Here is a 24,478-nt window from a genome sequence, read left to right as displayed (position 1 = left end):
TGCTCTTTCGTCGGTCTGGTGGCTGCTACCCGCGCCGGGCGGCCGGAAACTCCCGGTTCTCCAGGCGTTCCCGTTGCGGGACGACCGTGTACCTGGGGTCCTGGGCGGACGCGACGCCCGCGTGGAAGACGCCGAACCGCAGCGCCGCCGATCCGGCGATCAGCGCGGCGCCCGCCGTCGCCGACAGCGCCCGGGACCGGACGGTCCCCGGCAGCGCGGCCAGCCCCGCGCCCGCCGCCGTCAGCGCCTCGGAAGCGCGCATGAGCCGCCCCGCCTTCCCCTGTTCCAGGGGTTCGGCCGCCGGCCCCATGCGCCGCTTCATCAGCCGTGTCACGCCGAGTTCGGCGGCGGCGCCGAGGACGGCGGCGCGGCGTGCGGGTTCGGCGGGGGCGAAGACCAGGCCGAGGCCCGCCGCGGCGGCGGCGCCGGACCCGGCGAACAGGAACGGCATCTGCCGGTACCCCTCGTGCCAGGACGGCACGGCGGTGTCGCAGACGAGCACCGCCGTGTAGGTGGCGACGGCGGGGCCGAGGACGGCCGCGCCCGCCGTGGCCAGCGCGCCCAGGCGCCGGAACCGTCCCGTCACCTCCGCCGCGGCGGCCGCCCCGGCCAGCGGGCCGTAGCCGAGCAGCAGCCACGACCCCATGCTCATCGGGGAGGTCGGCTTGGCCACGCGCAGCATGTTGAGGAAGCGCGCGGGCCGCCCCAGGTCGTGGACGAGCGCGGCCAGCGACAGGGAGACGGCGCCGAGCGCCCCCGCCTTGGCGGTGCGGGCGAGTTCGCGCCGCCCCGTGGCGTGGGCGCCCGCGGCCAGCAGCGACGAGCCCCCGGCCAGGCCGCCGAGGAACAGGTATCCGGCGATGTCGAGCGGCTTCCACACAGGCTTGTTCAGCACCGGCAGGCCGTAGTAGGAGGTGAAGCGGGCCTCCGGCACCATAACCTGTTCGCCGCGTCGCCTCCTGCCGCGGCCGCGGCCCGTGCGTGCCCTGTGTTCCGTGTGTTTCCCGTGTTCCGCTCGCGTCATCGCGGCCTCCGGCCCGTCCGCAGGAAGCAGGCGGCCACCCCCGCCGCCATCGCCACCGCCGCCGCTGCGGCGTGCCGCCACATCGACGGCAGGTCCCGGGTGGTCACCACCGGGTCGGGCGGCAGCCCGTACACCTCGGGCTCGTCCAGGAGCAGGAAGAACGCTCCGGCGCCGCCGACGCCGTCGCCGGGGTCGTGCCCGTACAGGCGGGCCTCGGGCCGTCCGGCGTCGTGCAGGGTCCGCACCCTGGACGCGGCGCGTTCCCGCAGCTCGTCCAGTGGGCCGAACTGGATGGAGTCGGTGGGGCACGCCTTGGCGCAGGCCGGTTCCATGCCGGCGCCCAGGCGGTCGTAGCACATCGTGCACTTCCAGGCGCGCCCGTCCCCCTTGCGCTGGTCGATGACCCCGTACGGGCAGGCGGGGATGCAGTAGCCGCAGCCGTTGCAGATGTCCTCCTGGACGACGACCGTGCCGAACTCGGTGCGGAACAGCGATCCGGTGGGGCACACGTCCAGGCACGCCGCGTGCGTGCAGTGCTTGCACACGTCCGACGCCATGAGCCAGCGCAGCTCCGGCCCCGCGCCGTCCCCCAGCTCCGACCCCGCGTCGGCCTGCCCCGCAGTCTCGAACACGTCCACCGGCTTGCGCTGCTCGATGAACGCCACGTGCCGCCACGTGTCGGCCCCGAGTCCCTGGGTGTTGTCGTACGACATCCCGGTCAGCAGCAGCCCGTCTTCGGGGACGGCGTTCCACTCTTTGCACGCGACCTCGCACGCCTTGCACCCGATGCACACCGACGTGTCGGTGAAGAACCCCACGCGGGGGCGCTCGCCGGTCCCGGTCATGGCGTCGGGGTCCCCGGCGAGCCGTGCCCCAAACGCCAGATGTGGTGCAAACGACATGTTCAGGGGCGGTGGCGCGGCTACAGTCGGGGCAGAACGGTCCAACGCCATGAGGGAGGGCTCCCGATGCCCGAGGACACCGGCGCCGCCCCCGCGCGGAAGGCGCCATGAGCGCGTCCACCCCCGAGCCCGGCACCTTCGAGTCCCCCGCGGCCGAGCCCGTGGTGATCGACGGCGGCGACCAGTCGTGCACCCGGCTGCTGCTGAAGCTGCGCGGACAGCTGGCCGAGCTCCCGGCGGGCACGATCGTGCACCTGCTGGCGTCCGACCCGGCCGCGCCCGTGGACCTGGCCGCCTGGTGCCACCTGACCGGCCACACCTACCTCGGCCCGCTCCCCGACCGGCCCGGCACCCCCTGCTACGTGCTGCGGGTCAGCGCCTCCCCGCGCCCCACCGACCCCAAGTCCCCCTGGCGTCCGGCCGCCACCGACTGACACACGCGCGGGGCTCACTCGGGCCGGGCGCCGTCGGCCACGCGCCGGGCGAGCACCCGGTAGGCGTTCGACCGGTTCCCGCGCCGGATGACGGGCAGCAGCAGCTGGTCGGCCGCGGCGGCGGCGAACATCAGCGGGCCCGCCGCCACGAACACCGCGGTGCGCGCCGCGCCGCGCAGCCGCCGGACGCGCGGGTCGCGCCACGGCTTGCCGGGGTCCGGGACGATCCGGTGCGCCAGCAGCATCACGATCATCAGCAGCTCGACCGGCTGGTGCGCCGGGCCGCGTTCGACGGCGACCACCCGGAAGCCGCGCTCCTCCAGCACCCGGACGAGGTTGCCCGCCGTGACGAAGTGCAGGTGCTGCGGCTGGAACCAGGCGTGCCACCAGCCGCGCGCCAGGCGGCCCAGGGGCCACTCGGGGTCGGGCACCTCGATCAGCAGGTGCCCGCCGGGCGGCAGCACCCGGGCGGCCGCGTCCAGCTCCGCGCGCGGGTCGACGGTGTGCTCCAGGTAGTGGTGCATGCTCACCACGTCGTACTCGCCGGCGAGCTTGTCGGCCAGGTCGGGGAACAGGCCCTGGTAGGCGCGGTCGACCCAGCCGCGGCGCTCGGCCTCCTGGATGGACACGCCCATGTCGAGCCCGTCGAAGCGGGTGTGCGGCCAGATGTCGCGGGCGGCGTTGCAGAAGTGGCCGTGCCCGGCGCCGACGTCCAGCCACGCGCGGGGTTCGGCGTGGCCGCGCAGCATCTTGGCGCGGTCCCGGTAGTGCGGGGCGGCCAGGCGGAAGCCGCGTTCGACCTCCGGGCCGCCGGAGCCGTCGTAGAAGTCGCGGTAGTAGAAGTCCAGGCCGGCCGCGTTGAGCCGGGGGTTCTGGAAGACGTGCCCGCACGTCCCGCACCGCTCCAGGACGAACCGGCCCGGCCGGTGGTGCTGGCGGTCGCCGCAGGCCAGCAGGCGGCGCAGGTCGCGGCCGCCGCACCAGGGGCAGTCGGCGCGGCGCTCCTCGAAGAACCGGTCGACGCCCTGCGCCAGGTCGGCGGCGTATTCGGCGCGCAGGGCGGGCAGCCGCGGGTCGGGGTCCTCGCGCTGGGCGGCGACGCGCAGCCACCGCAGCGGCGCGGCGACCGGACGCGTCAGCGCGAACCGGAGCCGGTCGCAAGGCCGCAGCGGGGTCCCGGCGGTCGCCAGGTACGGCTGGGCGCACGCCGCGGCGAGCACCGCGAGCGCGGCCGCCGCGTCCCGCCCCGGCGCACCGCCGCGTCCGGTCAGGCAGCGTGCCAGCGCCGCGCCGAGCACGCCGAGCCCGAGGATGTTGCCGGTGAGGTAGACGGGAAGGTCGCTGGGCCAGCGGCGGCGCAGGATCCGGCGGCGGTCGGCGGGCGGGCAGCCGACCGGCGCGATGCCGGGGGCCACGCACAGGTCGGTCGCGGTGGGGGCGTAGCACTTCAGGCGGGTGATCAGCTCGTCCATCTCGGCGGGGCTCAGCCCGTCGAAGCGGGAGATCCCGGCCCGCTCGGCCACGTCGGCGTCGACGAGCACGGCGTGCGCGCCGCCCCCGCCGACCGCCAGCCGCGACCACCGGTACGCGGCGGGGTCGACGCGCCGCACCAGCTCCAGCGCGCGCAGGCTGTCCAGGCCGGACGGCACCAGGTCGAGCACCCGCAGCCCGTGGCGGCGGGCGTGGGCGGCGGCCGCCCGGCGGATGGCGTCGTCCAGGTGCACCCCCTCGGCGGTGACGAAGCGGTGACCGCCGGAAGCGCCGCCCTCGGCACCGGCTTCGGCACCGGCTTCGGCGTCGGTGTCGGCCTCGTCACCGTGCGGAGCGTACGGCGGCGGTGTCAGCGGTGTCAGCTTCGCGGCCCTCGCCCGTCGCCACAGCGCGTCCGCCGTGAACCCGGCCGCGGTCAGCAGCATGATCGATCGCAGTCGCATGTCGGTCCCTTTCGCGGGGGCTGGGAGCGGAACCGCGGGGAGCGTCCGCCCCGTTGCGAGACCAGCTCGGCTGTGCCGATCATCCGCCCGCGGCCACCGGGCCGTAATACGGCCGCTGCCAAAGTCGGCGGCCCGGTTCGTCAGCCGGGTGAGTGGCCGGACGGCGCCTGGTCTGCGTACCGCAGGAAGGCGTGCAGCGCGATCATCAGGTCGAGGCGGGAGCCCGCGCCCCACGGGTCGCCGCCGTACAGCTCCTGCACGACGCGGATGCGGTAGCGCACGGTCTGCGGGTGGACGTGCAGCGCCCGCCCGGCCGCCACCGCGTTGTCGCCGCTGTCCAGGTAGGCCAGCAGCGTCTCGGCCATCGTGCGGCGACGCCTTGGCGGCAGGTGCAGCAGCGGCCCCAGATGGCGGGCGGCGGCCGGGCCGACCAGCTCCTCGCACGACGACGCCGCCAGTGCGGCCAGGTGCTCCACGCACCGCACGACGCCCGTGGCGGGCAGCAGACCGCGCTCCATCAGCGCGACACCGCGCCGGGCCCAGCGCAGCGACACCGCCCCCTCGTTCAGCGGGACGGTCGGGCCGAGCACGCCCGGGTGGCGGTCGAGCAGCGCGGCCAGCATGCGCTCCTGGCCGGGGCCGTCCGGGTCGGGCACCACCAGGTACGGCGCGGGGTCGTCCCAGGCGGCCAGGACCGTCGGCGGGACGACGCGCGGGGCGCCGCCGACCGGCGTGCGCAGCGCCACCACGCCGATGGTCCGCGGGGCGTCCCAGCCGGCGGCGCGCGCCAGGTCGGCCAGCGCCTCCAGGCTGGTCGGAGGGTCGTTGACGAGCAGGTCGCGCAGCCGCCCCCGCAGCCGCTCCCGCTCGGTCGCCATGTCCTGCCGGGCGGCGGCGTACCCGTCGGCGGCCGCGTCGGCGACCTCGCCCAGCATCACGAACAGCGAGTCGGTCAGCAGGGCCAGCGTCTCGCGCGGCCAGCCGAGCCGGTACGCCTGGTCGATGAGCCGGCGGCAGGCGACCTGGCTGCTCAGCCGGATCGCGGTCTGCAGGCCGTGCAGGCCGCCGCCGCGCCGCGCCTGCCGGGCGCCCAGCCGCGCGTAGGCCGCGGTCAGCGCGTCCCGGTCGGACACGTCGCCGGCGACGAGGCCGACGAAGTGCTCGATGCTCATCGCGATGGTGGCGCGCATCCGCCGGCCGTGGTCGCTGTCGGGCGGCTGGGCGTACTCGGGGACCTGCGCGCGGATCTCCCGGGCGATCTCGTCGATCGCCGAGTCCAGGTGCGGGCGCAGAAGCTCCCCGAGCCCCGCGTCCCCCTGCCTCGGCCGCTGGTGCCGGCCGGGACGCCGCCGCTGCGGGCGGTGGCGCCGTCGGACGGGTGCGTGCTGCTCGGTGGCCACAGGCGTCGCTCCTAGCGGTTCACCCCCGTCGGGTTCTCGACGTGGCCAGTGTGGTGCGCGAGGCCGCCCGGTCAAGGCCGGGCGGGGCAGGCCGTTGCGCGCGCACAGCGGCACTGGGCGGCGGCACCGGCGGGTCCGTCGCCGGGTGAGCCGCCGGCGACGGACGCAACTCGGCCGGCTGACAAAAACCGCTCCGATCTTGTTGGCGGGGGCCGATGGCGGGCGCGCCGATCCGTCCTAGGCTCGCAGCGCCACCCCCGGCTCACGGAGACCCAGCATGCGCAGCACTGCCCGTTTCCTGCTCACCGCGGTGTGCGCCGTGACGCTCGGCACGGCCGTGCCCGTCCCGCCCGCCTCGGCGGCGACGCCCGCGTCCGCCCCCGCCGGGGCGTCCGTTCCCGCGGACGACGGCGCCGCCGTCACCGGCGAGGAGCAGCTGGACGAACGCACCTACGACCTGACGGTGTCGTCGCCCGCGCTCGGCCGGTCGGTGAAGGTGCGGGTGCTCGTCCCGCACGGATGGTCGCGGGACGCCGCGCGCACCTGGCCGGTCGTCTACGCCTACCACGGCGGCCGCGACTCCTACGTGTCGTGGACGCGCAGCACCGACATCGAGGAGGTGTCGGCCCGCTACGACGTGATGGTCGTCATGCCCGAATGCGCCGACGGGGCGTTCACCGACTGGTGGAACTACGGCAGGGGCGGCACGCCCAAGTGGGAGACCTTCCACACCCAGGAGGTCCTCCAGCTGATGGAGCGCAACTACCGGGCCGGTACGGCGCGCGCCGCGATGGGCATCTCCTCGGGGGCGACGGGCGCGACGACGTACGCGGCGCGGCATCCGGGCATGTTCCGGTACGCGGCGGCCTCCAGCGGCGTCCAGCACATGACCAGGCCCGGCGTCCCGACGACGGTCCTGTTCACCCAGGCGTTCTTCACCGACACCGACGACCCGCTGCGGGTGTGGGGCATCCCGGGGATCGACGACGCCAACTGGCGGGCGCACGACCCGTATGAGCTGGCGGCCAACCTGCGCGGCACCGGTCTGTACGTCTCCTCCGGCACGACCGGGCTGCCCGGCGAGTACGACGACCCCGCCCCCGGGCAGCGGTTCCTGGTCCAGCCCCAGGAGGTGGTCGCCGGGGTGACCACCGTGGATCTCGTCGGGCGGCTGCGCACCCTCGGCATCCCGGTCACCGCGCACATCTACGCCGACGGCTGGCACGACTGGGCGACCTGGCAGCCGGAGATGCACCGGTACTGGCCGCTGATGATGGACGCCCTCGGCGTCACGGCCGGCTGACCCCGCCTCCACGGAGACGTCAGTGGTGGTCGCACCGGCCGGCGCGCACGCGCACACCGTCATCCAGGAGGCGGTGAGCGAGCTCGCCGGGCGGCTCCCCGAGCTCGCCGACCGGCTCGTCGCGCGGCTGCGGGAGGGAGCCGACCCCGAGGAGCGGCGGCTGTTCGACGCCCCCGGATTCCGGGCGGCCGCGCAGGCCGGTCTGGGCGCCGCCCTGCAGGCCGTCGCCAGCGTCGGACGGGACCGCTCCGACCTCCGGCTGGCCCGCCGCGTCGGCCGCCGCTACGCCGAGCGGCGCATCCCCCTGGAGACCGCGCTGCGCGCCTACCGGCTGGCGGGGGCGCTGCTGTGGGAGGGCATCGCGGACGTCATCGCCGAACGCCACCCCGAGGACGTCGCGCTGCTGGTGGCGGGGGCGCACCGCACCCTGGCGATGATCGACCAGCTGTCCACGTCGGTCACCGACTCCTACCACCGCGCCCAACGCGGCCTGCGCGACACCGACCTGGAACAGGCCCACCGCACCCTGGACGCCCTCCTGGACGGCCGCACGCCCGACCCGCGCCGCGTCGCCCGCGCCGCGGCCAGGCTCGGCCTGCCGGAATCCGGCCGCTACGTCGTCGTCGCGGTCCCCTCGACGGCGGTCCCCGCGACCGGCGCCGTCTGGCGGGTGCGGGACGAGGTCGGGCTCGGGGTGCTGCCGCTCACGACGGAGGACCTGGGCGAGGTGGCGGCACGGCTGGGTCCGCTGGTGCGCGGCCCGGCGGGGATCGGCCTGCCGGTGGACGGGCCGGCGGCGCTCGGCGCGGCGCGGCGTTCCGCCGAGCTGGCGCTGCGGTGCGCCGAGGCCGAGGCGCGGGCGGGCGATCGGCCGCCGGTCGTGCGGCTGGACCAGCGGCTGCCGGCGGCGCTGGTGGCGGCGCAGCCGGAGCTGGCCGGGCAGGTGCGGCAGGTCGTGCTCGGGCCGCTGCTGGCGCTGGAGCGGGGCGAACGCGAGACGCTGCTGGAGACCGTGGCGGTGTGGCTGGCCTGCGGCGGGTCCACGGCGCGGGCGGCGCGGCGGCTGTTCTGCCACCGCAACACCGTGCTGGCGCGGATCCGGCGGGTCGAGCGGCTGACCGGGCGCAGGCTGGGGCACCCGCGGGAGGCGGCCGAGGTCGTCCTGGCCCTTGAGGCGGTGCGGCTGGCCCGGGCCGCGGAGGCGTCCGGCGGCCCGGGCGGCGCGCCGGAGGGTCAGAGCTTGCCCGCCGCGAACTGGGCGGCCTGGTCGGCGTTGTTGCCGTAGCTGAGGTGGGCCAGGATGTTGAGCCCGCCGCCGCAGATCGGGTCGCCGTCGGCGCAGATGTCCAGCGTGCGGCTCTCGTAGGTGCCGGTGACGCGGCGGCCGATGGCCCGGATCGGGTTGCCGAACAGCAGCACGGCGGCGACCCGCGGTTCGACCGAGGCGGGGATGGTCTTGGTGATGGGCCCGCCGACCAGGGCGCCGTCGCTGCTGATGCCGATGGAGTTGTCCACGACGTTGGCGCCCTGCGAGTACCCGACGAGGATGAACTTCTGGTTCGGGCAGGACCGCGCCTCGGCCGTGACGTGGTCGACCAGGTCGGTGTTGCCCTGGGACGCCGAGCCGGGGAGGACGCTGGCCGGATAGTCCACCGCGTACGACTTCAGCGAGCGGAACAGGATCCTGCGCTGCAGCGCCGCGTACACGGGGTCGCCGACGATCAGGCCGAGGGTGCCCGGCTCGCCGGTGCCGCGCGCGACGACCACGTCGACGTCGGCGCAGGCGGCCGAGGCGGGCGGGGCGGGCTGCAGGGCGACGACGGCGCCGGCGGCCAGCGAGGCCACCGCGGTGATCCTGGCGGCGAGCCGGCGGATGGCGGGACGTGGGAGCAGACGCATCGCAAAACGCCTTTCGGGTGGGAATTCCGCGGCCGCCTTTTCGGCCGCGACTCGTGCAGCGATGATCGGCCGCCGCGCGCTCTCCGGAAATGGCGTCACCCGCAAATCTGCGGGGTCCACCCGCTCACCCGGATGAGTCGAATACAGGCCGCGGCCTCGCCTTTCACGCAATCCCCCGGTCGCGAATACCGGCAGGCGCGCCGGCTCCGCGTCGCACACCGGCAGGCGAAAAGGGAAACGGCCGCCACGCCGTTCGCAGTGGCGGCCGTTCCCGCGAAGTGCGGTCAGCTGAAGTCGTCGAAGCAGACGGTCACGGTGTGGCTGTCGGACGGCCAGTCCGGCACGGCGATCCGGTCCGTCCGCCCGTCCCCGCCGCGCTGCCTGGTCTCCAACGTGACGCTGCCGGCGCCCTGCGTGGAGGCGGGCATGAACAGGTCCACGCCGCTCATGAACGGCAGGACCGGGAACAGCCCGACCGCGGCGTCGGTGTCGGTGACGCCGTCGGAGTGCCAGTCGTAGGCGAACAGCCCGATGGCGCGCTTGCTCCGCGGCGCCGTGGTGGCGTTCAGCACGCCGGTGCCGTTGATGGTCAGGGTGTCGCCGCCGGCGCCCTGGTCGCCCCACCACTCCTTGTTGCGGTAGGCGAGCAGCGCCACATGCCGCCGGTTGCGTTCGATCAGCCAGTCCACGGCGCTGCCCGGGTCGGACGACAGCAGCCGGATGCCCAGGTCCGTGCGGCGGAACGGCGCGAAGTACTGGTGGTGCACCTGGTCGCTGCCGTCGGTCTTGGTCAGCTCGAACTCGTAGCGGGTCGAGCCGCTGGCGTCGAACGGGCCGAACGAGCCGTCCCCGGACAGGTCGTAGGCGGCGACCGGCGGCCCGGTGCGGCGCCCGGTGGCCGCGTCGAGGGCGTACACCCGCAGCCGGGCGTTCTCGGGGCCGAGGTTGTAGGGGAACAGCACGGCCCGCCCGGCGAGCCGGATCGTCCCGTCCTGCGGGACGACGTCGGTGGTCTGCGGGTCCGCGCCGTTGAAGAACCGGTAGACGGCGCGGAAGGTGGCGGCGGACGACGCCGTCTGCACGTGGGACTCGTCGAGCTGGTAGACGTTGGTCGCGCCGGTGATCGACCGGCTCCCGTTGCCCTCGCCCCAGATCGCCAGGGTGGGCACGCCGCCGGGCGGGGCGGAGGCGGTGGCGCCGTCGATGTTGACGTAGTGCGCGACATCGGCCGCCCGCGCCGCCGAGCTGCTCAGGTACCCCTGCGAGATCACGGTGCCCAGCGAATGGCCGAGCAGCTCCACCTTGGACGCGCCGGTGGCCGCCTTCAGCCGCGCGATGCGCCGGTCGAGCGCCGCGTACACGTCCTCGAAGGAGTTGTTCAGAAACGTCGAGTCGTAGTCCTGGAACTCGATGTGGCCGGCCGGGTAGCCGTTGGCGGCGAACCGCTTGGCCTGGGTCTGGAACTGGGCGCCGGAGCCGAAGAACCCGTGCACGAAGACCATCGGCAGCGGCGCGGCCTTCGGTGCGGGCGCGCGGGCGGCGGCGTCGGCGGCCGGGACGACCCCGGCCGCCAGCACCAGCGCGGCCACCAGCCCCAGAAGCACTCGGACGCGTTTCATGGGGGTTCCTCCGATCGGTCAGAGGGGGCGGAACAGCGAGTCGATCGGACCTTCCTGCGCCCGCACCGTACGGACCCCGGCCCCGCCGCGCCTATCACCGAACCGCACGAATCGCGCCCGCGATTCACTCAGCCCGCTGCGTATCCCGCCGACCGGGCGGTTCGCAGACTCGGATCGTCCGTCCCACCCGACAGGAAGGAATCCGTGCGATGCGGGACTCCACTCCGGGCCGAGTCCGGCGAATCCTGAGAGGCGTCGCGGCCGCCGTTCTGGCGGCGGGCGGCGCCACCGCGGTCGCCGCCGCCCCGCCGGCCGCCGCGGACGACTGCAAGGCGGTCGGCGTCATCTCCGCCCGCGGCACCTGGGAGCCGCAGGACGGGAGCTGGCTGCAGAAGCCGATGGGCGACCTGATCCTGCAGCGCTACCCGGGGCAGGCCGAGTACACCGAGCTGACCTATCCGGCCGAGGTCGCCTTCGACACCAGCGCACCCGTCGGTGTCGGCAACCTGATCAGCACGCTGAACGCCGAGGCCCAGCGGTGCCCGGACCAGAGGTACGTGCTGCTCGGCTACTCGCAGGGCGCCGGGGTCGTCGGCGACGCGCTGGCCGCCCCCTCCGCCCGGATCTGGGGCAGGGACAAGGGCACCGTCAGCACGGCCGCGAGCAGCCGGATCGCCGCGATCGTGCTGTTCGGCGACATCCGCTTCAAGGCGGGCGAGCCGTACAACGTCGGCACCTTCGAGCCCGGCAAGGAGTCCGGCGACCCGCCGCCGCGGCCGGCGGGCGCGCTCAGCGCGTACGCCTCCCGCATCCAGGACTACTGCGTCAAGGACGACTTCGTCTGCCAGGGCACCGGCAACTTCATCGCGCACCTGGCGTACTTCGTCAACGGCATGCCGTCCCAGGGCGTGGACTTCGCCGTCGCCAAACTGGAGGGCGGACGCCGAGCCTGATCCGGCCGCCGATGGCGGCGGCCGCGCCGGGCGACGCCCGGCGGACGCACGCCGCCGGCTCAGCGCACGGCCGTGGCGGGCACCGGGTCGTCGCGCATCCAGTGGTGTCCGGCCTGCCAGCCGAGCAGGCGGCGGGCGTTCGGCGGCGCCGACCCGTCGTCCAGGCTTCCGCCGACCAGGACGTGCCGCAGCCCCGCCAGCACCGGCGCCAGCCGGCCGGCGACGTGCTCCGGCTGCCGCCTCGCCTCGTCCCGCATCCACGCGGCGACCGAGATCTGGTCCTCCAGCGAGCACAGCGACAGGAAGAACAGCGCCTGCCGCCAGGCGTAGGCGGCGTCCTTGATGGCGGTGAGCGGGTAGGGGTTCCGGTGCACCTTCCTCACCCGGCGGCACACGCCGGTGAACGCGCGGCGGGCGAGCTCGGGCCAGCCGGGCGCCGGGTCCACGCCGATCGGGTGCACCAGCGCGGCCAGATTGTGGGTGGTGAGGATCTGCGCCTGCTCGATGACCATGCCTCGGGCGGCCACCCGGCCCTTCGGGTCGCCGGCGCGCTCCCGGCACAGCGCGGCGAACCCCTCCGACGTGGCCGCCGCGAACCGGCCGCGCCGCGCGACGTCGTCGATGGCGCGCACCCGCGCGTAGTCGATGCCGTAGTACCGCTCGTAGAGGGTGCCCTCCAGCACGCCGGCCGCCAGCTTGGCGGCGCGCAGGAACTTGCCGGAGAACGTGCCCATGAAGATGTCGGCGGCCAGCTCCTCCACCAGCGGCACGTCCACGCCCGCGCGCGTCGCCAGCGCGCCGAGCTGCCGGACCAGCCGGTTCGGCAGGATCGTCGCGGGGAAGCCGCACAGCGCCAGCTCGCCCAGCCGGACCAGGACGGTGCGGGCGTGGGTCGCCTCGTACTGGCGGCGGTGCCCCGCCACGGCCGCGACCCACGGCAGTTCGTCCATGCGCACCTGGTGCCGCAGGTCGAGCAGCAGCAGCGAACGGCGCCTGGAGAACGCCCGGTGGACCGCCGCCATGAGCGTGCGCAGCGCCTCGTCGGCGTACGCGTCGGCGGTCGCGGACGCCACGAGCTGGGGCACCAGCTCCCCCAGCACCTCCGCCGACGGGATCACGCCGCGTTCCACCAGGGTGTCCACGGGGGCGGTGAGCGCGCGGTCCACCGCGCGCCGCAGCGCGGGCGGGATCGGCGTGCCCGCGGGGATGCCGGTGCGCCGCTCCTCCTCGTCGGCGACCGGCGCGACGACCCAGTCGGTCGACGGCAGTCCCGCGTCGTCCGGCAGCTCCGCCAGCCGCTCGACCAGCAGCCGCGCCAGGGCGTGGTAGGTGGGGCGGGCGGCTTCGGCGGCCTGGCGCGCGCGCAGCTCGGTGTGCGCCGGCGAGCCGGGGGCGCCGCGCTTGCGCACCATCGAGTCGACGGCGTGCTGGAGGCGTCCGCGCAGGCGCGGGTTCAGGCCGTCGCCCTCGACCTGCTCCTCCAGCGCCATCCGCAGGACCGCCAGGTTCTCCCGCGGCTTGCGGTGCCGGCCGCACAGGGTGTGCTCGGCGGCCAGCCGCCGGTACCGCTCCAGCAGCTCGGCGCCGCGGCGCCGCCAGCCGTCGGGCTCGGCGGCGGCGACCTTCCCGTCCCGGACGGTCTCCAGCCAGTGCGCCAGCAGCCGGTCGGCGAACGGGTTCCAGACGGCGAGCGCCTCGTTCATCGCGGCGATGCGCGGGTTCGGCCCGCGCGCGGCGAGCCGGTCGCGGACGGCGCCGACGTTCTGGCGGCGCACCATCGTCCCGTCGGGCGGGGGCGCGTCGGTCGGCACCGGCAGGAAGCGCAGCCGGTCGGCGAACGGTTCGATCGCCTCCACCAGCTTCAGCGCCGCGGCCGTGTCGCCGGCGCGCACCAGCCACGCGACGGCGAGCAGCGCCGCCTCCTCGGGCACGGTCACGTCGTAGCGGCCGCTGTCCAGCAGCTCGTTCAGCTCGGCCAGGCCCGCGTCGGTCAGGTGGTGGTAGAAGACGGCGCGCCGGTCGGCCGGCAGCCCGGCCCGGCGGGCGATGTCGCGCTCGTGCGGGGTGAGGGGGCCGCCCGCCTCCGCCGCGCCGGTGGCGAAGCCGCCGCGGACGACCTCCGGCGTCACCCACGCGGGCAGGCCCTTGACCGGGGTGCGCGAGCCGATGTCGAGGGTGCCGTCGTGCATGCCGTGCAGCACGCGGTCCCAGCGGCGCATGCGCTCCTCGGCGCGCCGCCTGGTGTCCTCGTCCTCGTGCGTCAGCGCGGTGGCGAACGCCTTCGCCAGCTGACGCTGCGGGTACCCCGGTCCGATTCCGTTCATGCCGGCGCGGCAGGTTCCGCCCCTGCGCCCTCCGGGTCCGAGCCCGGCGCTCTACTGACTGAGCTACGCGCCGCCGTTGCCACCGCACGTTAGAGCCGCGGCGGATGACCGGCAACGGATTATCCCGTCCGGCTTCGGTCGCCGCTTTCGCGCGACGCCCGGGGCCGGACGGTCAGCCCGCCTCGCTCTCCAGCGCGGCCACCCGGGACCGCGCGGTCGCCATGGCCTCGTGGTACCGGCTCTCCCAGTCCGGGTCTGCGTCGGGGATCTCGGCGACGACCTGGCGTCCCAGTTCGGTGACCCGGTCCCCGGAGCGGGACACCTTGCGCACCACGACGACGGTGACGCCGCCGCCGGTCTCGGTGTGGGTCTCCCAGCGCGGCGCCGCCGCCTTGGGCCGCCCGCCCGTCACGCCGTACCAGAGCAGCAGCGCGATGGCCGCCAGCAGCGCCAGCGCGCCAAGGATCAGCAGAATCCGCACGGCCGCCTCCCGGTGACGCCGATCAGCGGCCGTACAGGGAGCCGTTGGGGTTGCCCGGCGCGTACACCGTGATGCCCTGCGGCAGCGCCTTCAGCTCCTCGATCCGCGCGCAGGTCGGGCACTTGTTGTACCCGTCCTGCCGGGCCTTGTTGGCCTGCGCCTCGGCCTGCGCGGAGGCCACCTTGGCCTGCGCCTCGCTGACCTGCGCGAACGCGGCCTGGGCGCGGTCCACCGCCTCCTGCACGCGGGCGGGCAGCGTCACCCGGACCAGGTTGAAGTGCAGGTTGGTGAGGAACTTGCCGCCGAGGGTGCTCTCCAGGTCGGTGGCCAGGCTGGTGTTGATCGCGTTCTGCACCTTGGCGATGTTGGCGTTGTTGCTCTGCGCCTGCGGCAGCCCGGCGTTCGGCCGCTTGGCGGAGGTGCCGGTGTTCTGCACCAGCGCGCAGGACGAGACCAGCTCGGCGCACCGGAAGCTGTTGATCTGCGTGCGCAGGTCGTTGTCGATGACCGGCCGGACGACCTGGTGCAGGAACGCCGACCAGCCCTCGTCGCCCTCCCAGGCGAAGTAGCTCTTGCCGTCGGGGCCGCGGAACTTGCGGGTGCCGAACTTGTCGTCGAACCGGCGCAGCGCGTCGTGGTCGAGGTTGAGGGTGAAGTACAGCACGCCCTCGATGCCCATGTTGACGCCGTCGCTGCTGGGCACGGTGACGACGTCGACGTTGCGCTGGTCGCTGTCGCCGGCCTTGGCGGTGATGGTGTAGAAGCGCTGCTGCGCCGGGTACCGGTGGACCTTGGACCACCAGCCGGTCCAGGTCCGGCTGGAGGCCGGGTCCACGACCTGGCGGATCTTGTTGTCGTCGAAGAACCCGCCGTTGCGGACGACGGCGACCTCGCCGCCGCCGGTGCGCTCGAAGCTGCCGAGCAGCCCCTTCAGCAGCGGCAGCCCGACCACGGCCAGCACGATGGCCAGCACGATCGCCCCGCCCCGCGAGATCCGGCCCCCGCCCCGCTCCGCGATCTCCAGTCTCGACTTCGCCATGATCCCTCCGTCCGTCCCGGCCGATGCCGACGATCAGCTCCGATTGGACGCAGAGCGCGGTCGTTCGGTTTCACCGGGACGGATCGGTCCGTCCGTGCGGCGGCGAGCGGCGGGGGCGCTCAGGGCAGCAGGTCGCGCAGGGCCGGGTAGACGCGCACGGCGTTGCGGCCGTGGATGAGCGAGACGGTCTCCTCGTCCAGGCCGAGGGCGGCGATGGCGCGGGCGTTGCGGGCGACGCCGGGCATGCCGGGCCAGTCGGTGCCGAAAACGAACTTGCGCGCCAGGCGGGACAGGTCGTGGCGGGCGTAGTACTCGGGGATCCGGCGCGGCGGCAGGCCGGCCAGCTCGATCCAGACGTTGTCGCGGGACAGCGCCAGGAACGCGGCCGCGTCGTACCACCAGCCGCGGCCGCCGTGGGCCAGGACGACGGTCAGGTCGGGGAAGTCGCGCAGCACGTCGTCCAGCAGGATCGGGTCGGCGTACTTGTTGGACGAGCCGGGGAAGGTGCTCGTGCCGCAGTGCACGATGACGGGGACGCCCGCCTCGCGGCACAGGTGGTACGCCGGGTAGAGGGCGTTGTCGGACGGGCTGAACCCGCCGTGCACCGGATGCAGTTTCAGGGCGATCGCGCCGAGGTCCAGCTGCCGGGACAGCTCCGCGTCGATCGGGTAGTGCAGGTGCGGGTTGACGTTGGCGACGGCGCGGAAGCGGCGCGGGTTGTGCTTGACCAGCGGCAGCACGTCCTCGATCGGCTGGATGCCGGTGGTCTTGGGGCTGTACTCGGTGAACAGCAGCGCCGCGTCCACGCCCTCGGCCGCGAAGTGCGCGTCGAACCGCTCCGGGACGGGGGTTCCGTCGGCGTCGTAGAGGTCCGGCCAGGGGGTGGCGCGGCCGAACTCCTCGGCCCAGCGCCGCCACGCCGGGCTCAGCGTGGGCAGGCGCGCGGCGTGCACATGCGCGTCGACGAGCAGTCGGCCGTCCAGCATCCGTCCTCCTTGCGGGTGGCGCGTTCCGTAGGTTAAGGGGCGGCGATGCCCTCGCCGGCGGCGGGCGCCGCGTCGGCGGAGCCGGCCCCGAGGCGTTCGCGGGCGAGCTCGCGGACGGCGTAGCGGCGCAGCTTGCCGGTGGCGGTCTTGGGGATGGCGTCGACCTGCAGCACGTGGCGGGGGCGTTTGAACGCCGCCAGACGCTCCCGGCACAGGGCGATCAGCGCGTCCGGGTCCACCGCGGCGCCGGGGGCCGGGACGACGCACGCCACGGGCTTGTCCAGGCCGTTGTCGTCGGGCACCGCGACCACCACGACCTCGGCGACCGACGGGTGCTCGGCGAGCACCTGCTCGACCTCGGCGGGCGACACCCAGATGCCGCCCGCCTTGATCATGTCGTTGGAGCGGCCGAGGCAGGTGTAGTAGCCGTCGTCGTCCACCCTGTACTTGTCGCCGGTGCGCAGCCACTCGCCGTCGAAGGCGCGGCGGGTGACGCCGGTGCGGCACCAGTAGCCGGTGGTGAGGGAGGGACCGCGCACCAGCAGGTCGCCGGGCGTGCCGGGCGGCACGTCGGCGCCGTGCTCGTCGACGACCCGCACCCGGTAGCCGGGGACGGGCGTGCCGGACGTGCCGGGCCGCACCCGGCCGGGCCGGTTGGACAGGAAGATGTGCAGCGCCTCGGTCGATCCGATGCCGTCGAGGAGCTCCACGCCGAACCGCTCGGTGAACCGCCGGTACAGGTCGGCCGGGAGCGCCTCCCCCGCCGACACCGCCAGCCGCACCGAGTCGAACGTCTCGGGCGGCAGGTCGGCGGCGAGCAGCGCCGCGTAGAAGGTGGGGACGGCGAAGAACAGCGTCGGCCTGTCCTCGCGGAGCCGTTCGGCCACGGAGTCCGGGGTGGGGCGGGCCGGGTCGAGGATGGTCGCGGCGCCCGCCGACAGGGGGAAGAAGCCCGCGTTGCCCAGCCCGTAGGCGAAGAACAGCTTGGCGACGGAGAAGCAGCGGTCCTCGGGGGTGATGCCCAGCACGTGGGCGGCGTAGGTTTCGGCGACGTGCCGCACACTGGCGTGCCGGTGCATGGCCGCCTTGGGCGTGCCGGTGGTGCCCGAGGTGTACAGCCAGAACGCCGGGGACTCGTCCCAGGTGTCATAGGGGTCGGTGTCATGGCCTTCGCCGCCGGCGAGCAGTTCGTCCCAGCCGATGGGGCGCACACCGGGCGGGACGTCCGGTTTCGCACCGCCGGTCAGCACCACGGATGTCACCTCGGGCGCCGTGGGCAGCGCGTCGGCGGCGGCGCCGGCGAACTGCGGCGACACCAGCAGCGTGCGGGCGCGCGAGTCGCGCAGCAGCGCCCCGAGCTCGTCCCCGTTGTACATGGTGGACACCGGCACGGGCACGGCGCCGATGCGCATGCCCGCCAGCAGTGCGGCGAGCAGTTCGGGGCCGTCGGCGGCGAACAGCACGATCCGCTCCTCGGGGCGCACTCCGGCGGCGCGCAGCCCGGCGGCGGCCCGCCGGACGAGGGCGGCGAGCTCGGCGTAGGTGAGGGTGCCGCCCGGTCCGGTGACGGCGGTCCGGTCGCCGTGGCCGAGCTCGACCTGCCGGTCCACCAGGTAGCGGCAGGCGTTGAAGGAGGCGGGGCCGGTTGGGGGCAGGGACTCGGACATGGTCGGCTCCAGCATCCGCGCGGTCAGGAGAGGTGGACGTACTCGTGGTCGAACGGCTGCCCGTTGGCGCCGGAGCGGGGCGGCGCGACGACCTCGACCTGCACGACGCGGCCGTCGCGGACCCGGGCGATGGAGGCGGTGTCCCCGGTCAGCAGGCGCTCGTCCGTGCGGCGCTCCTCCCGCCGGCGCCCCTTGAGCCCGCCGGTGGACAGGTCCACGGTGTCGGGGATCCGCTCGGTGTAGTCGACGCTCGTGCTCATGGGTCACACCCGCTTCCGGTCGAGGACGGCCTTGCGGCCGGTTCCGTAGCTGTGCGGCGCGCCGTCGGGCCCGGCGGCGCCGGGGCGCTGGAAGATCCGGTTCCGCCAGGCCGACGGCCGGCCGAAGATCTCGGTCTCCAGGGTCTCGGGGCCGGCGAACCGGCCGTCGGCCTCCGTTCCGGTCAGCGCGTCGGGGCTGAGCGACGCGCGTTCCTCCAGGGCGATGCGGACCTCGTCCTCCCAGTCGATGTCCTCGAAGGCGAAGGTCACAAGCCCCAGGACGGCCGCTTTTCCGGCGTCGACGCGCACGCCCGCCTCGCCGCGCATGCTCTCGGCCCTCCCCGGGGTGCCGTGGGCACGCGACCGCAGGCGCGTCAGGCCGTTGCCCATGGGGCGGGCGCCGAAGTCGGCGTCGCCGAGGACGATCGCCGGGGTGACGGGCATGTCGGCGCCTCCTTCGGATGTGTCCTCCGCCACGCCAATCTTTGACGCTAGCTTTCATCTACGTCAATACGCTGTAGCACGTTGGGCGCTGGGATACTTGGGGCCACACCCGACCGAGGGAGGCTGGATGGCCACGACGGAGCCGGTGCTGTCCCGCCGGCACAACGTCGGCGGGACCAGCGCGCGCTCGCTGCTGCTCACCGTGCTCGGCGAGTTCGTCCTGCCGTCGGGCGAGCCGGTGTGGACCTCGACGCTACTGCACGTCCTGGCGGGCCTGGGCGTGGAGGAGAAGTCGGCGCGGCAGGCCGTCAACCGCACCGCCGCCGACGGCTGGATCGTCTCCGCGCGCGACGGGCGCCGCGTCCGCTGGGACCTCACCCCGCCCGGCCGCCGCCTGCTCACCGAGGGCGCGCAGCGCATCTACTCCTTCGGCGCCGGCCGCCGCGCCTGGGACGGCCGCTGGCTGATCGTCATGGTGTCGGTGCCCGAGACGCGCCGGCGGCTGCGCCACCAGCTGCACACCCGGCTCGCCTGGGCGGGCTTCGGCAACCCCACCGCGGGCCTGTGGGTCAGCCCGCATCCCGAGCGGGAGGGCGAGGTCAAGCAGATCGTCGGCGACCTCGGCCTGGAGGCGTCGGCGTTCTCGTTCACCGGCCCGTTCGCGGGCATCGGCTCCGAGGCCGAGCTGGTCGCCCGCGCCTGGGACCTGGCCGAGGTCGACTCCCGCTACGCCGCGTTCCTGGAGGAGTTCTCCGGGCTGCGCCCCGGGCCGGGCGACGAGACGCTGCTCGCCCAGGTCCGGCTCGTCCACGAATGGCGCCGCTTCCCCTTCCTGGACCCCCAGCTCCCCGACGAGCTGCTTCCCCCCGGCTGGATCGGACGCCGCGCCCGCGACCTGTTCGACGAGCTTCACACCGCCTGGCAGGGGCCCGCCCGCGCCCACTGGCAGGCCCTGACCGCCCGTCCCTGACCCGCCCCCGGAAAAGGCAGAGCCGGGCGCCCCGCGGAGGGTGCCCGGCCCGTCGGTCCGTCAGCGCGTCACTTGAACGCGGGCATGACCTCCTCGGCGATCAGCCGCAGCTGGGTGTTCACGTCGGCGACGTTCTCCACCTCGCGGCCGGTGAACGTCTTGACCAGCGCCGAGTCGGTGATGGCGCAGATCATGTGGTTGACGCCGGTCGGGGCGATGTCCCGCTCGATCTTCTCGCGCACCTCCTCCGGGGTGCCCGCGATGGACAGCTTCTCGGTGATCTCCGGGGTGGTCAGCTCGATGCCCTTGGCCAGGTCGCCGGCGGCGATCGCCTCGATGATCGGGGCCACGTCGGCGGGGCTGACCCCGTTGCGCTCCAGCTGCTCGGCGGGCATGGACGAGGCGTACAGGCCGACCATGCTGCGCGCGGCCTGCTTGGCGGCCTCGGAGTCGCGGCCCACGGAGAACACCACCCAGGCGCCGATGTCCAGGGCGGAGGGGTCCTTGCCGGCGCGCTCGGCGCCGATCCGGAAGTGCTTGACCGCGTACTCGTAGGCCTCGCGCGAGTAGGACAGGGCGTGGTGCACGCCGTCGGACACCTCGCCGGCCGCCTCGAACGACTTGGGCCCGCGCATCGCGCCGATCTTCACCGGCACCCGCTCCTGGACGGGGCGGGCGAAGGTGAACAGGCCGTCGTAGGAGTAGAACTCACCGTCGCGGGTGATCGTGCCCTCGTCCAGCAGGGTGCGGACGACCTGCACGGCCTCCTTGACCCGGGTGAGCGGCTTGGTGACCTTCCAGTCGATCTTGTACTGGGCCAGCACGCCGAAGTTGCCGCTGCCCAGCACGACCTCGGCGCGGCCGCCGGTCAGCTCGTCCAGGGTGGCGGCGGCCTGGGCGATGAGGGTGGGCTCGCGCAGGGTGACCGCGGACACCGACGGGCCGAGGCGGATCTGCGAGGTCTGGGCGGCGGCGGCCGCGAACAGCAGCCACAGGTCCTTGTGCCAGGGCTCGTCCGCGGCGTAGCAGGCGTAGAAGCCCAGCTCGTCCGCCAGCTTGATGGAAGCCAGGGAGTCGCTCAGCGGGTAGTCGGGGAGCATGGCGTAGCTGAACTTCACGGGCGAAGCATCTCCTTCGATGTCTTCTCGGGGAAAGGAGTGTGAGCGGGGTTCGGGGGGGGTTCGCCAGGCGGTTCCTAGCCCTTGATCTCGGTCCACGCCTGCGCCCAGCGGTCGTAGTCCACGCACTTGCGCCCGCCGCCGCAGTCGGCGACCGGAGTCTTCCAGAACGCGATCTTGCGGTAGAACTCGGCGTCGCCGACGCGGTAGTCGCTGCAGAAGCCCTTGGCGGTGTACCGGCACGCCTTGGGGTTGGCCGGGGCCTGCCCGAACCACTGGGCGACCTGGGCCTGCACCTTGGCCGTGGTGATCCAGTTCATCCACCGGTACATGCAGTTCGGATGCTGCGCCTTGGAGGAGATCATCCAGGTGTCCGACCAGCCGGTGGAGCCCTCGGCGGGGATGGTGGTGGCGACCGGCACCTTCTGGTCGCGGGCCAGGTTGGCGATCACCTGCCAGGCGGTGCCCGCGTGGGTGTCGCCGACCCGGTACGACTGGACCAGGTCCAGGTAGTTGTGCCAGTAGCTGCTGACCTTGGTGCGCTGCTTGCGCAGCAGCTCCACCGCGGCGTTGAACTGCTTGTCGTCCAGCTCGTAGGGGTCGGTGATCTTCAGGTCGGGCCGCTTGGCCTTGAGGTACAGCGCGGCGTCGGCGATGTAGATCGGCGAGTCGTAGGCGGTGAGGTTGGTGCCCGCCGGGGAGTTGTCCTCCCACACCACCCCCCACGACGTGGGCGGCTGGGAGAACTTGTCGGTGCGGTACATCAGCACGTTGGCGCCGTAGCCGTGCGGCACGCCGTACATCTGCCCGTTCACCGAGTTGTACGGCTGGTTCTTCAGGTAGGGGGCGATGTCGTCCCAGTTGGTGAGCAGGCCCGTGTTGACCGGCGCGACGTCGCCGCCGTACACCAGGCGCAGGCTCGCGTCGCCGGACGCCGACACCCCGTCGTACTGGCCGGTCTTCATCAGCGCGACCATCGCGTCGGAGGTGTCGGCCACCTTGGCGTTGACCTTGCAGCCGGTGGCCTTGGTGAACGGCGTGACCCAGTCGACGCGCGGGTCGCTGGAGCCGTCCTCGGCGTACCCGGCCCACACCACCAGGTTGAGCCTGCCCTCGGTGGCGCCGATCGCCTGCTGCATCTGCACCTGGGGCGGTCCGCTGCTGCGTTCGCCGTCGGACGAGCCGCTGCACGCGCCGGCGGTGGCGGCGGTCAGCACGGCGGCGGCCGCCGCGGCCGCCAGCCGCCGTAGCGGCCGACGCGGCCGCGCCCCCTGCCTCGGCCGCGCGGCGGTCGGACGTTCGGCCTGGTCACGGGGCTGGAGTGCGGGCGCGGGGGACGCCGGACGCCTTCCCTGGGGACCCGGAGGCTGGCTCACATAGATCACGATCGGGTGATTCTAGGGGTCCGGGGCCACCTCACGAGGTGATTCCGGCGGATTCATAGTTCATGCCACTTCTGGCCCCAAATCACACCTTGCGGTAGTACCCTCTGCTGCGATCAGTGGCCGTTACCTAACCGAGAGCTTCGTCGTGCGTGAATCCGACCGTCGAGCGGAACCGTCGTCCACCGGCCACCGGCGGCGCAGAGCAGGTACCGGACGTTTCCGGACGGTCCGCTTCAAGGTCGTCCTGCTGGTGCTGGTCTCGCTGGTGTCGCTGGGTGCGCTGTGGACATTCGCCGCCAACGTCACCCTGGGCGAGGGCCTGAACCTCCGCAAGATCGAGAGCGTCCAGGACCACTTCGAGTACCCGTCGGGCGCCCTGGCCAGCGCGCTCCAGGCCGAGCGCCGCGCCTCCCTGGTGTTCCTGGGCAGCAGGACGACTTCCGACCGGGCCGCTATGGAAGGTGTGCGGCTCATCACCGACCGGCAGGCGGAGGTGTTCCGCCGGCTGGCCGGCGACCCCGACGCCCAGGAGGCCGCGCCCGCGACGGCGCGCCGCCTGGCCCGTGAGATCATCAGCGGCCTGGACGGCCTGCCCGCCCGCCGCGGCGCCATCGACAACCTGCGCCTGGACCGCGGCCGCGCGTTCTCCGAGTACACCCAGATCCTGGAGCGCCTCGGCACGCTGCGCGGCTCGCTGTCCACGCTGGACAACCCCGAGGTCGCGCTGGACGCCCGCAACCAGGTCGCGCTCGCGCGCGCCCACGAGGTGATGGCGCAGGAGGACGCGCTGCTGGCGGGCGCGCTGGCGGCGGGCCGGATGACCCGGTCCGAGCACTCCGACTTCATCAAGCTGGTCGGCGCCCAGCGCACCATGTACGAGATGGCCGCCCAGGAGCTGCGGCCCGCCGAGCGCACCTACTACCAGCGCATCACCGCGACGCCCGAATACGCCCGTCTGCGGGCGCTCGAGGACCGCTACGTCGACTCGACCCGCGGCCTGCGCGCCGCCGACGCGGCGACCCTGTGGAAGATCACCACCAACTCCAACCTGACCCGGCTGCGCGGCCTGGAGCTGACCATGACCGCCGAGGCCGAGCAGCGCGCCGAGCCGATCGCCGACGCGATCCTGCGGCGGGTCGCGCTGGCCGGTGCGCTGGGTCTGGTCGCGGTGGTCGCCTCGGTGCTGCTGGCGGTGTGGGTGGCGCGTTCGGTGCTGCGCGACCTGGCCGGGCTGCGGCGCGAGGCGCAGGACCTGGCCGACGCCAAGCTGCCCGGCGTGATCGCGCGGCTGCGGCGCGGTGAGAAGGTGGACGTGGCCGCCGAGGCGCCGCCGCTGTCGTTCGGCACCCCCGAGATCGACCAGGTGGGCCAGGCGTTCAACGCCGCGCGGCGCACCGCGATCCAGGGCGCCGTCGAGGAGGCGAGCCTGCGCCAGGGCATCAGCCAGGTGTTCGTCAACCTGGCCCGGCGCAGCCAGAGCCTGCTGCACCGGCAGCTGAAGCTGCTGGACGCCATGGAGCGGCGCATCTCCGACCCCGACGACCTGGAGGACCTGTTCCGGATCGACCACCTGGCCACCCGCATGCGTCGGCACGCCGAGGGTCTGATCATCCTGTCCGGGCAGGCGCCCGGCCGCGGCTGGCGCAACCCGGTCGCGGTGATCGACGTGGCCCGCGCCGCCGCGTCGGAGGTGGAGGACTACACCCGGGTCCAGGTGTCGCCGATGCCGCGCGCGTCGGTCGCCGGCGCGGCCGTCGCCGACCTCATCCACCTGCTGGCCGAGCTGATCGAGAACGCCACGATCTTCTCCCCGCCGCACACCACGGTCAGCGTGACCGGGCAGGCGGTGGCGCACGGGTTCTCGATCGAGATCGAGGACCGCGGGCTGAGCATGAAGCCGCCGGAGCTGGCCGAGGCCAACGAGCGGCTGGCCAACCCGCCGGAGTTCGACCTGTCCAACAGCACCCAGCTCGGCCTGTTCGTGGTCGGGCGGCTGGCCCAGCGGCACGGCATCAAGGTGACGCTGCGCACCTCGCCGTTCGGCGGCATGACCGCGATCGTGCTGCTGCCGGAGGAGATCGTGGTGCACGAGGGCCAGGGCGCCTCCGCGGGCGACGCGCCGTTCGCGCTGACCCGCCGCGCCGAGGACGCGCTGGTCACCGCGGGCGTCGTGCAAGGCCACCGGGAGCGTCCGGCGCTCACGGCGGGCGGCGCCGTCGGCGCCGTCGGAGGCGCGGGCGCCTTCGGCGGCGAGCAGCTGGTGGACCGGCCGCCGGTGCTGCCCACGTCCGACAGCGCGCAGCCGCCGCGGGACGTCCCCGGGGCGGGCCGGCCGC

Annotated in this window: 21 protein-coding genes and 1 tRNA gene; 6 read left to right on the top strand and 16 right to left on the bottom strand. The window is 74.3% G+C overall.

Going from position 1 to position 24,478, the window contains the following annotated elements; translation table 11 throughout:
- Nucleotides 1-25: 25 nt before the first annotated feature.
- Both nrfD and ABD879_RS19155 read right to left on the bottom strand, forming a co-directional pair.
- On the bottom strand, nucleotides 26-1,024 hold the full coding sequence (gene nrfD / locus ABD879_RS19160; protein WP_345022843.1) for an NrfD/PsrC family molybdoenzyme membrane anchor subunit: 999 nt from the start codon (nucleotides 1,022-1,024) through the stop codon (nucleotides 26-28).
- A complete protein-coding gene (locus ABD879_RS19155; protein WP_345022842.1) occupies nucleotides 1,021-1,869 on the bottom strand; it encodes a 4Fe-4S dicluster domain-containing protein in 849 nt (282 codons plus the stop codon). The genes nrfD and ABD879_RS19155 overlap by 4 nt, the downstream gene beginning before the upstream one ends.
- Nucleotides 1,870-2,033: 164 nt before the next feature.
- Between ABD879_RS19155 and ABD879_RS19150 the strand changes: the two genes are divergently transcribed.
- The gene (locus ABD879_RS19150; RefSeq protein WP_345022841.1) at nucleotides 2,034-2,360 is read left to right on the top strand and encodes a sulfurtransferase TusA family protein; all 327 of its coding nucleotides are present in this window, start codon (nucleotides 2,034-2,036) and stop codon (nucleotides 2,358-2,360) included.
- Between the two features lie 14 nt (nucleotides 2,361-2,374).
- Here the strand turns inward: ABD879_RS19150 and ABD879_RS19145 are convergent, their stop codons facing one another.
- Entirely contained in the window at nucleotides 2,375-4,294 is a 1,920-nt protein-coding gene (locus ABD879_RS19145; RefSeq protein ID WP_345022840.1) for a class I SAM-dependent methyltransferase, read from the bottom strand.
- Between the two features lie 140 nt (nucleotides 4,295-4,434).
- The gene (locus ABD879_RS19140) at nucleotides 4,435-5,694 is read right to left on the bottom strand and encodes a PucR family transcriptional regulator (protein ID WP_345022839.1); all 1,260 of its coding nucleotides are present in this window, start codon (nucleotides 5,692-5,694) and stop codon (nucleotides 4,435-4,437) included.
- 277 nt (nucleotides 5,695-5,971) lie between these two features.
- Here ABD879_RS19140 and ABD879_RS19135 point away from each other — a divergent pair, with 277 nt between their 5' ends.
- Together ABD879_RS19135 and ABD879_RS19130 are read left to right on the top strand one after the other, a co-directional pair.
- Entirely contained in the window at nucleotides 5,972-6,997 is a 1,026-nt protein-coding gene (locus ABD879_RS19135; protein WP_345022838.1) for an alpha/beta hydrolase, read from the top strand.
- Nucleotides 6,998-7,019: 22 nt separating this feature from the next.
- Nucleotides 7,020-8,282, top strand: a complete 1,263-nt coding sequence (locus ABD879_RS19130) for a PucR family transcriptional regulator (protein WP_345022837.1) — start codon at nucleotides 7,020-7,022, stop codon at nucleotides 8,280-8,282.
- Here the strand turns inward: ABD879_RS19130 and ABD879_RS19125 are convergent.
- Both ABD879_RS19125 and ABD879_RS19120 read right to left on the bottom strand, forming a co-directional pair.
- Complete coding sequence (locus ABD879_RS19125; RefSeq protein WP_345022836.1) at nucleotides 8,231-8,896, bottom strand: cutinase family protein; 666 nt, start codon at nucleotides 8,894-8,896, stop codon at nucleotides 8,231-8,233. The two genes, ABD879_RS19130 and ABD879_RS19125, sit on opposite strands and share 52 nt — an antisense overlap.
- 284 nt (nucleotides 8,897-9,180) lie before the next feature.
- A complete protein-coding gene (locus tag ABD879_RS19120) occupies nucleotides 9,181-10,515 on the bottom strand; it encodes an alpha/beta hydrolase (protein WP_345022835.1) in 1,335 nt (444 codons plus the stop codon).
- 209 nt (nucleotides 10,516-10,724) lie between these two features.
- Between ABD879_RS19120 and ABD879_RS19115 the strand changes: the two genes are divergently transcribed.
- Nucleotides 10,725-11,468, top strand: a complete 744-nt coding sequence (locus ABD879_RS19115; RefSeq protein WP_345022834.1) for a cutinase family protein — start codon at nucleotides 10,725-10,727, stop codon at nucleotides 11,466-11,468.
- Between the two features lie 59 nt (nucleotides 11,469-11,527).
- Here the strand turns inward: ABD879_RS19115 and ABD879_RS19110 are convergent, their stop codons facing one another.
- From ABD879_RS19110 to ABD879_RS19075, 8 genes are all read right to left on the bottom strand, one after another.
- Nucleotides 11,528-13,792, bottom strand: coding sequence for a transcriptional regulator (locus ABD879_RS19110; RefSeq protein ID WP_345022833.1), 2,265 nt, complete (start codon nucleotides 13,790-13,792; stop codon nucleotides 11,528-11,530).
- Nucleotide 13,793: 1 nt separating this feature from the next.
- Nucleotides 13,794-13,865, bottom strand: a tRNA-OTHER gene (locus tag ABD879_RS19105).
- 99 nt (nucleotides 13,866-13,964) lie between these two features.
- A complete protein-coding gene (locus ABD879_RS19100) occupies nucleotides 13,965-14,273 on the bottom strand; it encodes a hypothetical protein (protein WP_345022832.1) in 309 nt (102 codons plus the stop codon).
- Between the two features lie 22 nt (nucleotides 14,274-14,295).
- Nucleotides 14,296-15,312, bottom strand: a complete 1,017-nt coding sequence (locus tag ABD879_RS19095) for an SPFH domain-containing protein (protein WP_345022831.1) — start codon at nucleotides 15,310-15,312, stop codon at nucleotides 14,296-14,298.
- A gap of 119 nt (nucleotides 15,313-15,431) precedes the next feature.
- Nucleotides 15,432-16,298, bottom strand: coding sequence for an amidohydrolase family protein (locus tag ABD879_RS19090; protein WP_345022830.1), 867 nt, complete (start codon nucleotides 16,296-16,298; stop codon nucleotides 15,432-15,434).
- Between the two features lie 32 nt (nucleotides 16,299-16,330).
- Nucleotides 16,331-17,965, bottom strand: coding sequence for a benzoate-CoA ligase family protein (locus ABD879_RS19085; protein WP_345022829.1), 1,635 nt, complete (start codon nucleotides 17,963-17,965; stop codon nucleotides 16,331-16,333).
- A 23-nt stretch (nucleotides 17,966-17,988) separates the two neighbouring features.
- Nucleotides 17,989-18,225 (bottom strand): hypothetical protein, encoded by a 237-nt coding sequence (locus ABD879_RS19080; protein WP_345022828.1) that lies wholly within the window; start codon nucleotides 18,223-18,225, stop codon nucleotides 17,989-17,991.
- A 3-nt stretch (nucleotides 18,226-18,228) separates the two neighbouring features.
- Nucleotides 18,229-18,669: a hypothetical protein gene (locus ABD879_RS19075; protein ID WP_345022826.1), complete on the bottom strand. Its 441-nt coding sequence runs from the start codon at nucleotides 18,667-18,669 to the stop codon at nucleotides 18,229-18,231.
- Between the two features lie 127 nt (nucleotides 18,670-18,796).
- Here ABD879_RS19075 and ABD879_RS19070 point away from each other — a divergent pair, with 127 nt between their 5' ends.
- A complete protein-coding gene (locus ABD879_RS19070) occupies nucleotides 18,797-19,639 on the top strand; it encodes a PaaX family transcriptional regulator (protein ID WP_345022825.1) in 843 nt (280 codons plus the stop codon).
- A gap of 68 nt (nucleotides 19,640-19,707) precedes the next feature.
- On the opposite strand, the gene ABD879_RS19065 is transcribed toward ABD879_RS19070, so the two are convergent.
- Both ABD879_RS19065 and ABD879_RS19060 read right to left on the bottom strand, forming a co-directional pair.
- A complete protein-coding gene (locus ABD879_RS19065) occupies nucleotides 19,708-20,757 on the bottom strand; it encodes an LLM class flavin-dependent oxidoreductase (protein WP_345022824.1) in 1,050 nt (349 codons plus the stop codon).
- Nucleotides 20,758-20,834: 77 nt separating this feature from the next.
- Nucleotides 20,835-22,142, bottom strand: coding sequence for an ABC transporter substrate-binding protein (locus tag ABD879_RS19060; protein ID WP_345022823.1), 1,308 nt, complete (start codon nucleotides 22,140-22,142; stop codon nucleotides 20,835-20,837).
- Between the two features lie 145 nt (nucleotides 22,143-22,287).
- Here ABD879_RS19060 and ABD879_RS19055 point away from each other — a divergent pair.
- A partial coding sequence (locus tag ABD879_RS19055; RefSeq protein WP_345022822.1) for a sensor histidine kinase occupies nucleotides 22,288-24,478 on the top strand: 2,191 nt, incomplete at its 3' end.

It is taken from the genome of Actinomadura keratinilytica, assembly GCF_039539665.1.
Lineage (GTDB): Bacteria > Actinomycetota > Actinomycetes > Streptosporangiales > Streptosporangiaceae > Spirillospora > Spirillospora keratinilytica.
This window is presented reverse-complemented; position numbering and strand designations above follow the sequence as displayed.

Bases quoted from the DNA above. Each gene is read 5' to 3' on its own strand.
- ABD879_RS19125 (WP_345022836.1), bottom strand. From the start codon at position 8,896: ATGCGTCTGCTCCCACGTCCCGCCATCCGCCGGCTCGCCGCCAGGATC.
- ABD879_RS19120 (WP_345022835.1), bottom strand. From the start codon at position 10,515: ATGAAACGCGTCCGAGTGCTTCTGGGGCTGGTGGCCGCGCTGGTGCTG.
- ABD879_RS19085 (WP_345022829.1), bottom strand. From the start codon at position 17,965: ATGTCCGAGTCCCTGCCCCCAACCGGCCCCGCCTCCTTCAACGCCTGC.
- ABD879_RS19080 (WP_345022828.1), bottom strand. From the start codon at position 18,225: ATGAGCACGAGCGTCGACTACACCGAGCGGATCCCCGACACCGTGGAC.
- ABD879_RS19150 (WP_345022841.1), top strand. From the start codon at position 2,034: ATGAGCGCGTCCACCCCCGAGCCCGGCACCTTCGAGTCCCCCGCGGCC.
- ABD879_RS19115 (WP_345022834.1), top strand. From the start codon at position 10,725: ATGCGGGACTCCACTCCGGGCCGAGTCCGGCGAATCCTGAGAGGCGTC.
- nrfD (WP_345022843.1), bottom strand. From the start codon at position 1,024: ATGACGCGAGCGGAACACGGGAAACACACGGAACACAGGGCACGCACG.
- ABD879_RS19090 (WP_345022830.1), bottom strand. From the start codon at position 16,298: ATGCTGGACGGCCGACTGCTCGTCGACGCGCATGTGCACGCCGCGCGC.
- ABD879_RS19095 (WP_345022831.1), bottom strand. From the start codon at position 15,312: ATGGCGAAGTCGAGACTGGAGATCGCGGAGCGGGGCGGGGGCCGGATC.
- ABD879_RS19145 (WP_345022840.1), bottom strand. From the start codon at position 4,294: ATGCGACTGCGATCGATCATGCTGCTGACCGCGGCCGGGTTCACGGCG.
- ABD879_RS19135 (WP_345022838.1), top strand. From the start codon at position 5,972: ATGCGCAGCACTGCCCGTTTCCTGCTCACCGCGGTGTGCGCCGTGACG.
- ABD879_RS19110 (WP_345022833.1), bottom strand. From the start codon at position 13,792: ATGAACGGAATCGGACCGGGGTACCCGCAGCGTCAGCTGGCGAAGGCG.
- ABD879_RS19075 (WP_345022826.1), bottom strand. From the start codon at position 18,669: ATGCCCGTCACCCCGGCGATCGTCCTCGGCGACGCCGACTTCGGCGCC.
- ABD879_RS19070 (WP_345022825.1), top strand. From the start codon at position 18,797: ATGGCCACGACGGAGCCGGTGCTGTCCCGCCGGCACAACGTCGGCGGG.
- ABD879_RS19155 (WP_345022842.1), bottom strand. From the start codon at position 1,869: ATGACCGGGACCGGCGAGCGCCCCCGCGTGGGGTTCTTCACCGACACG.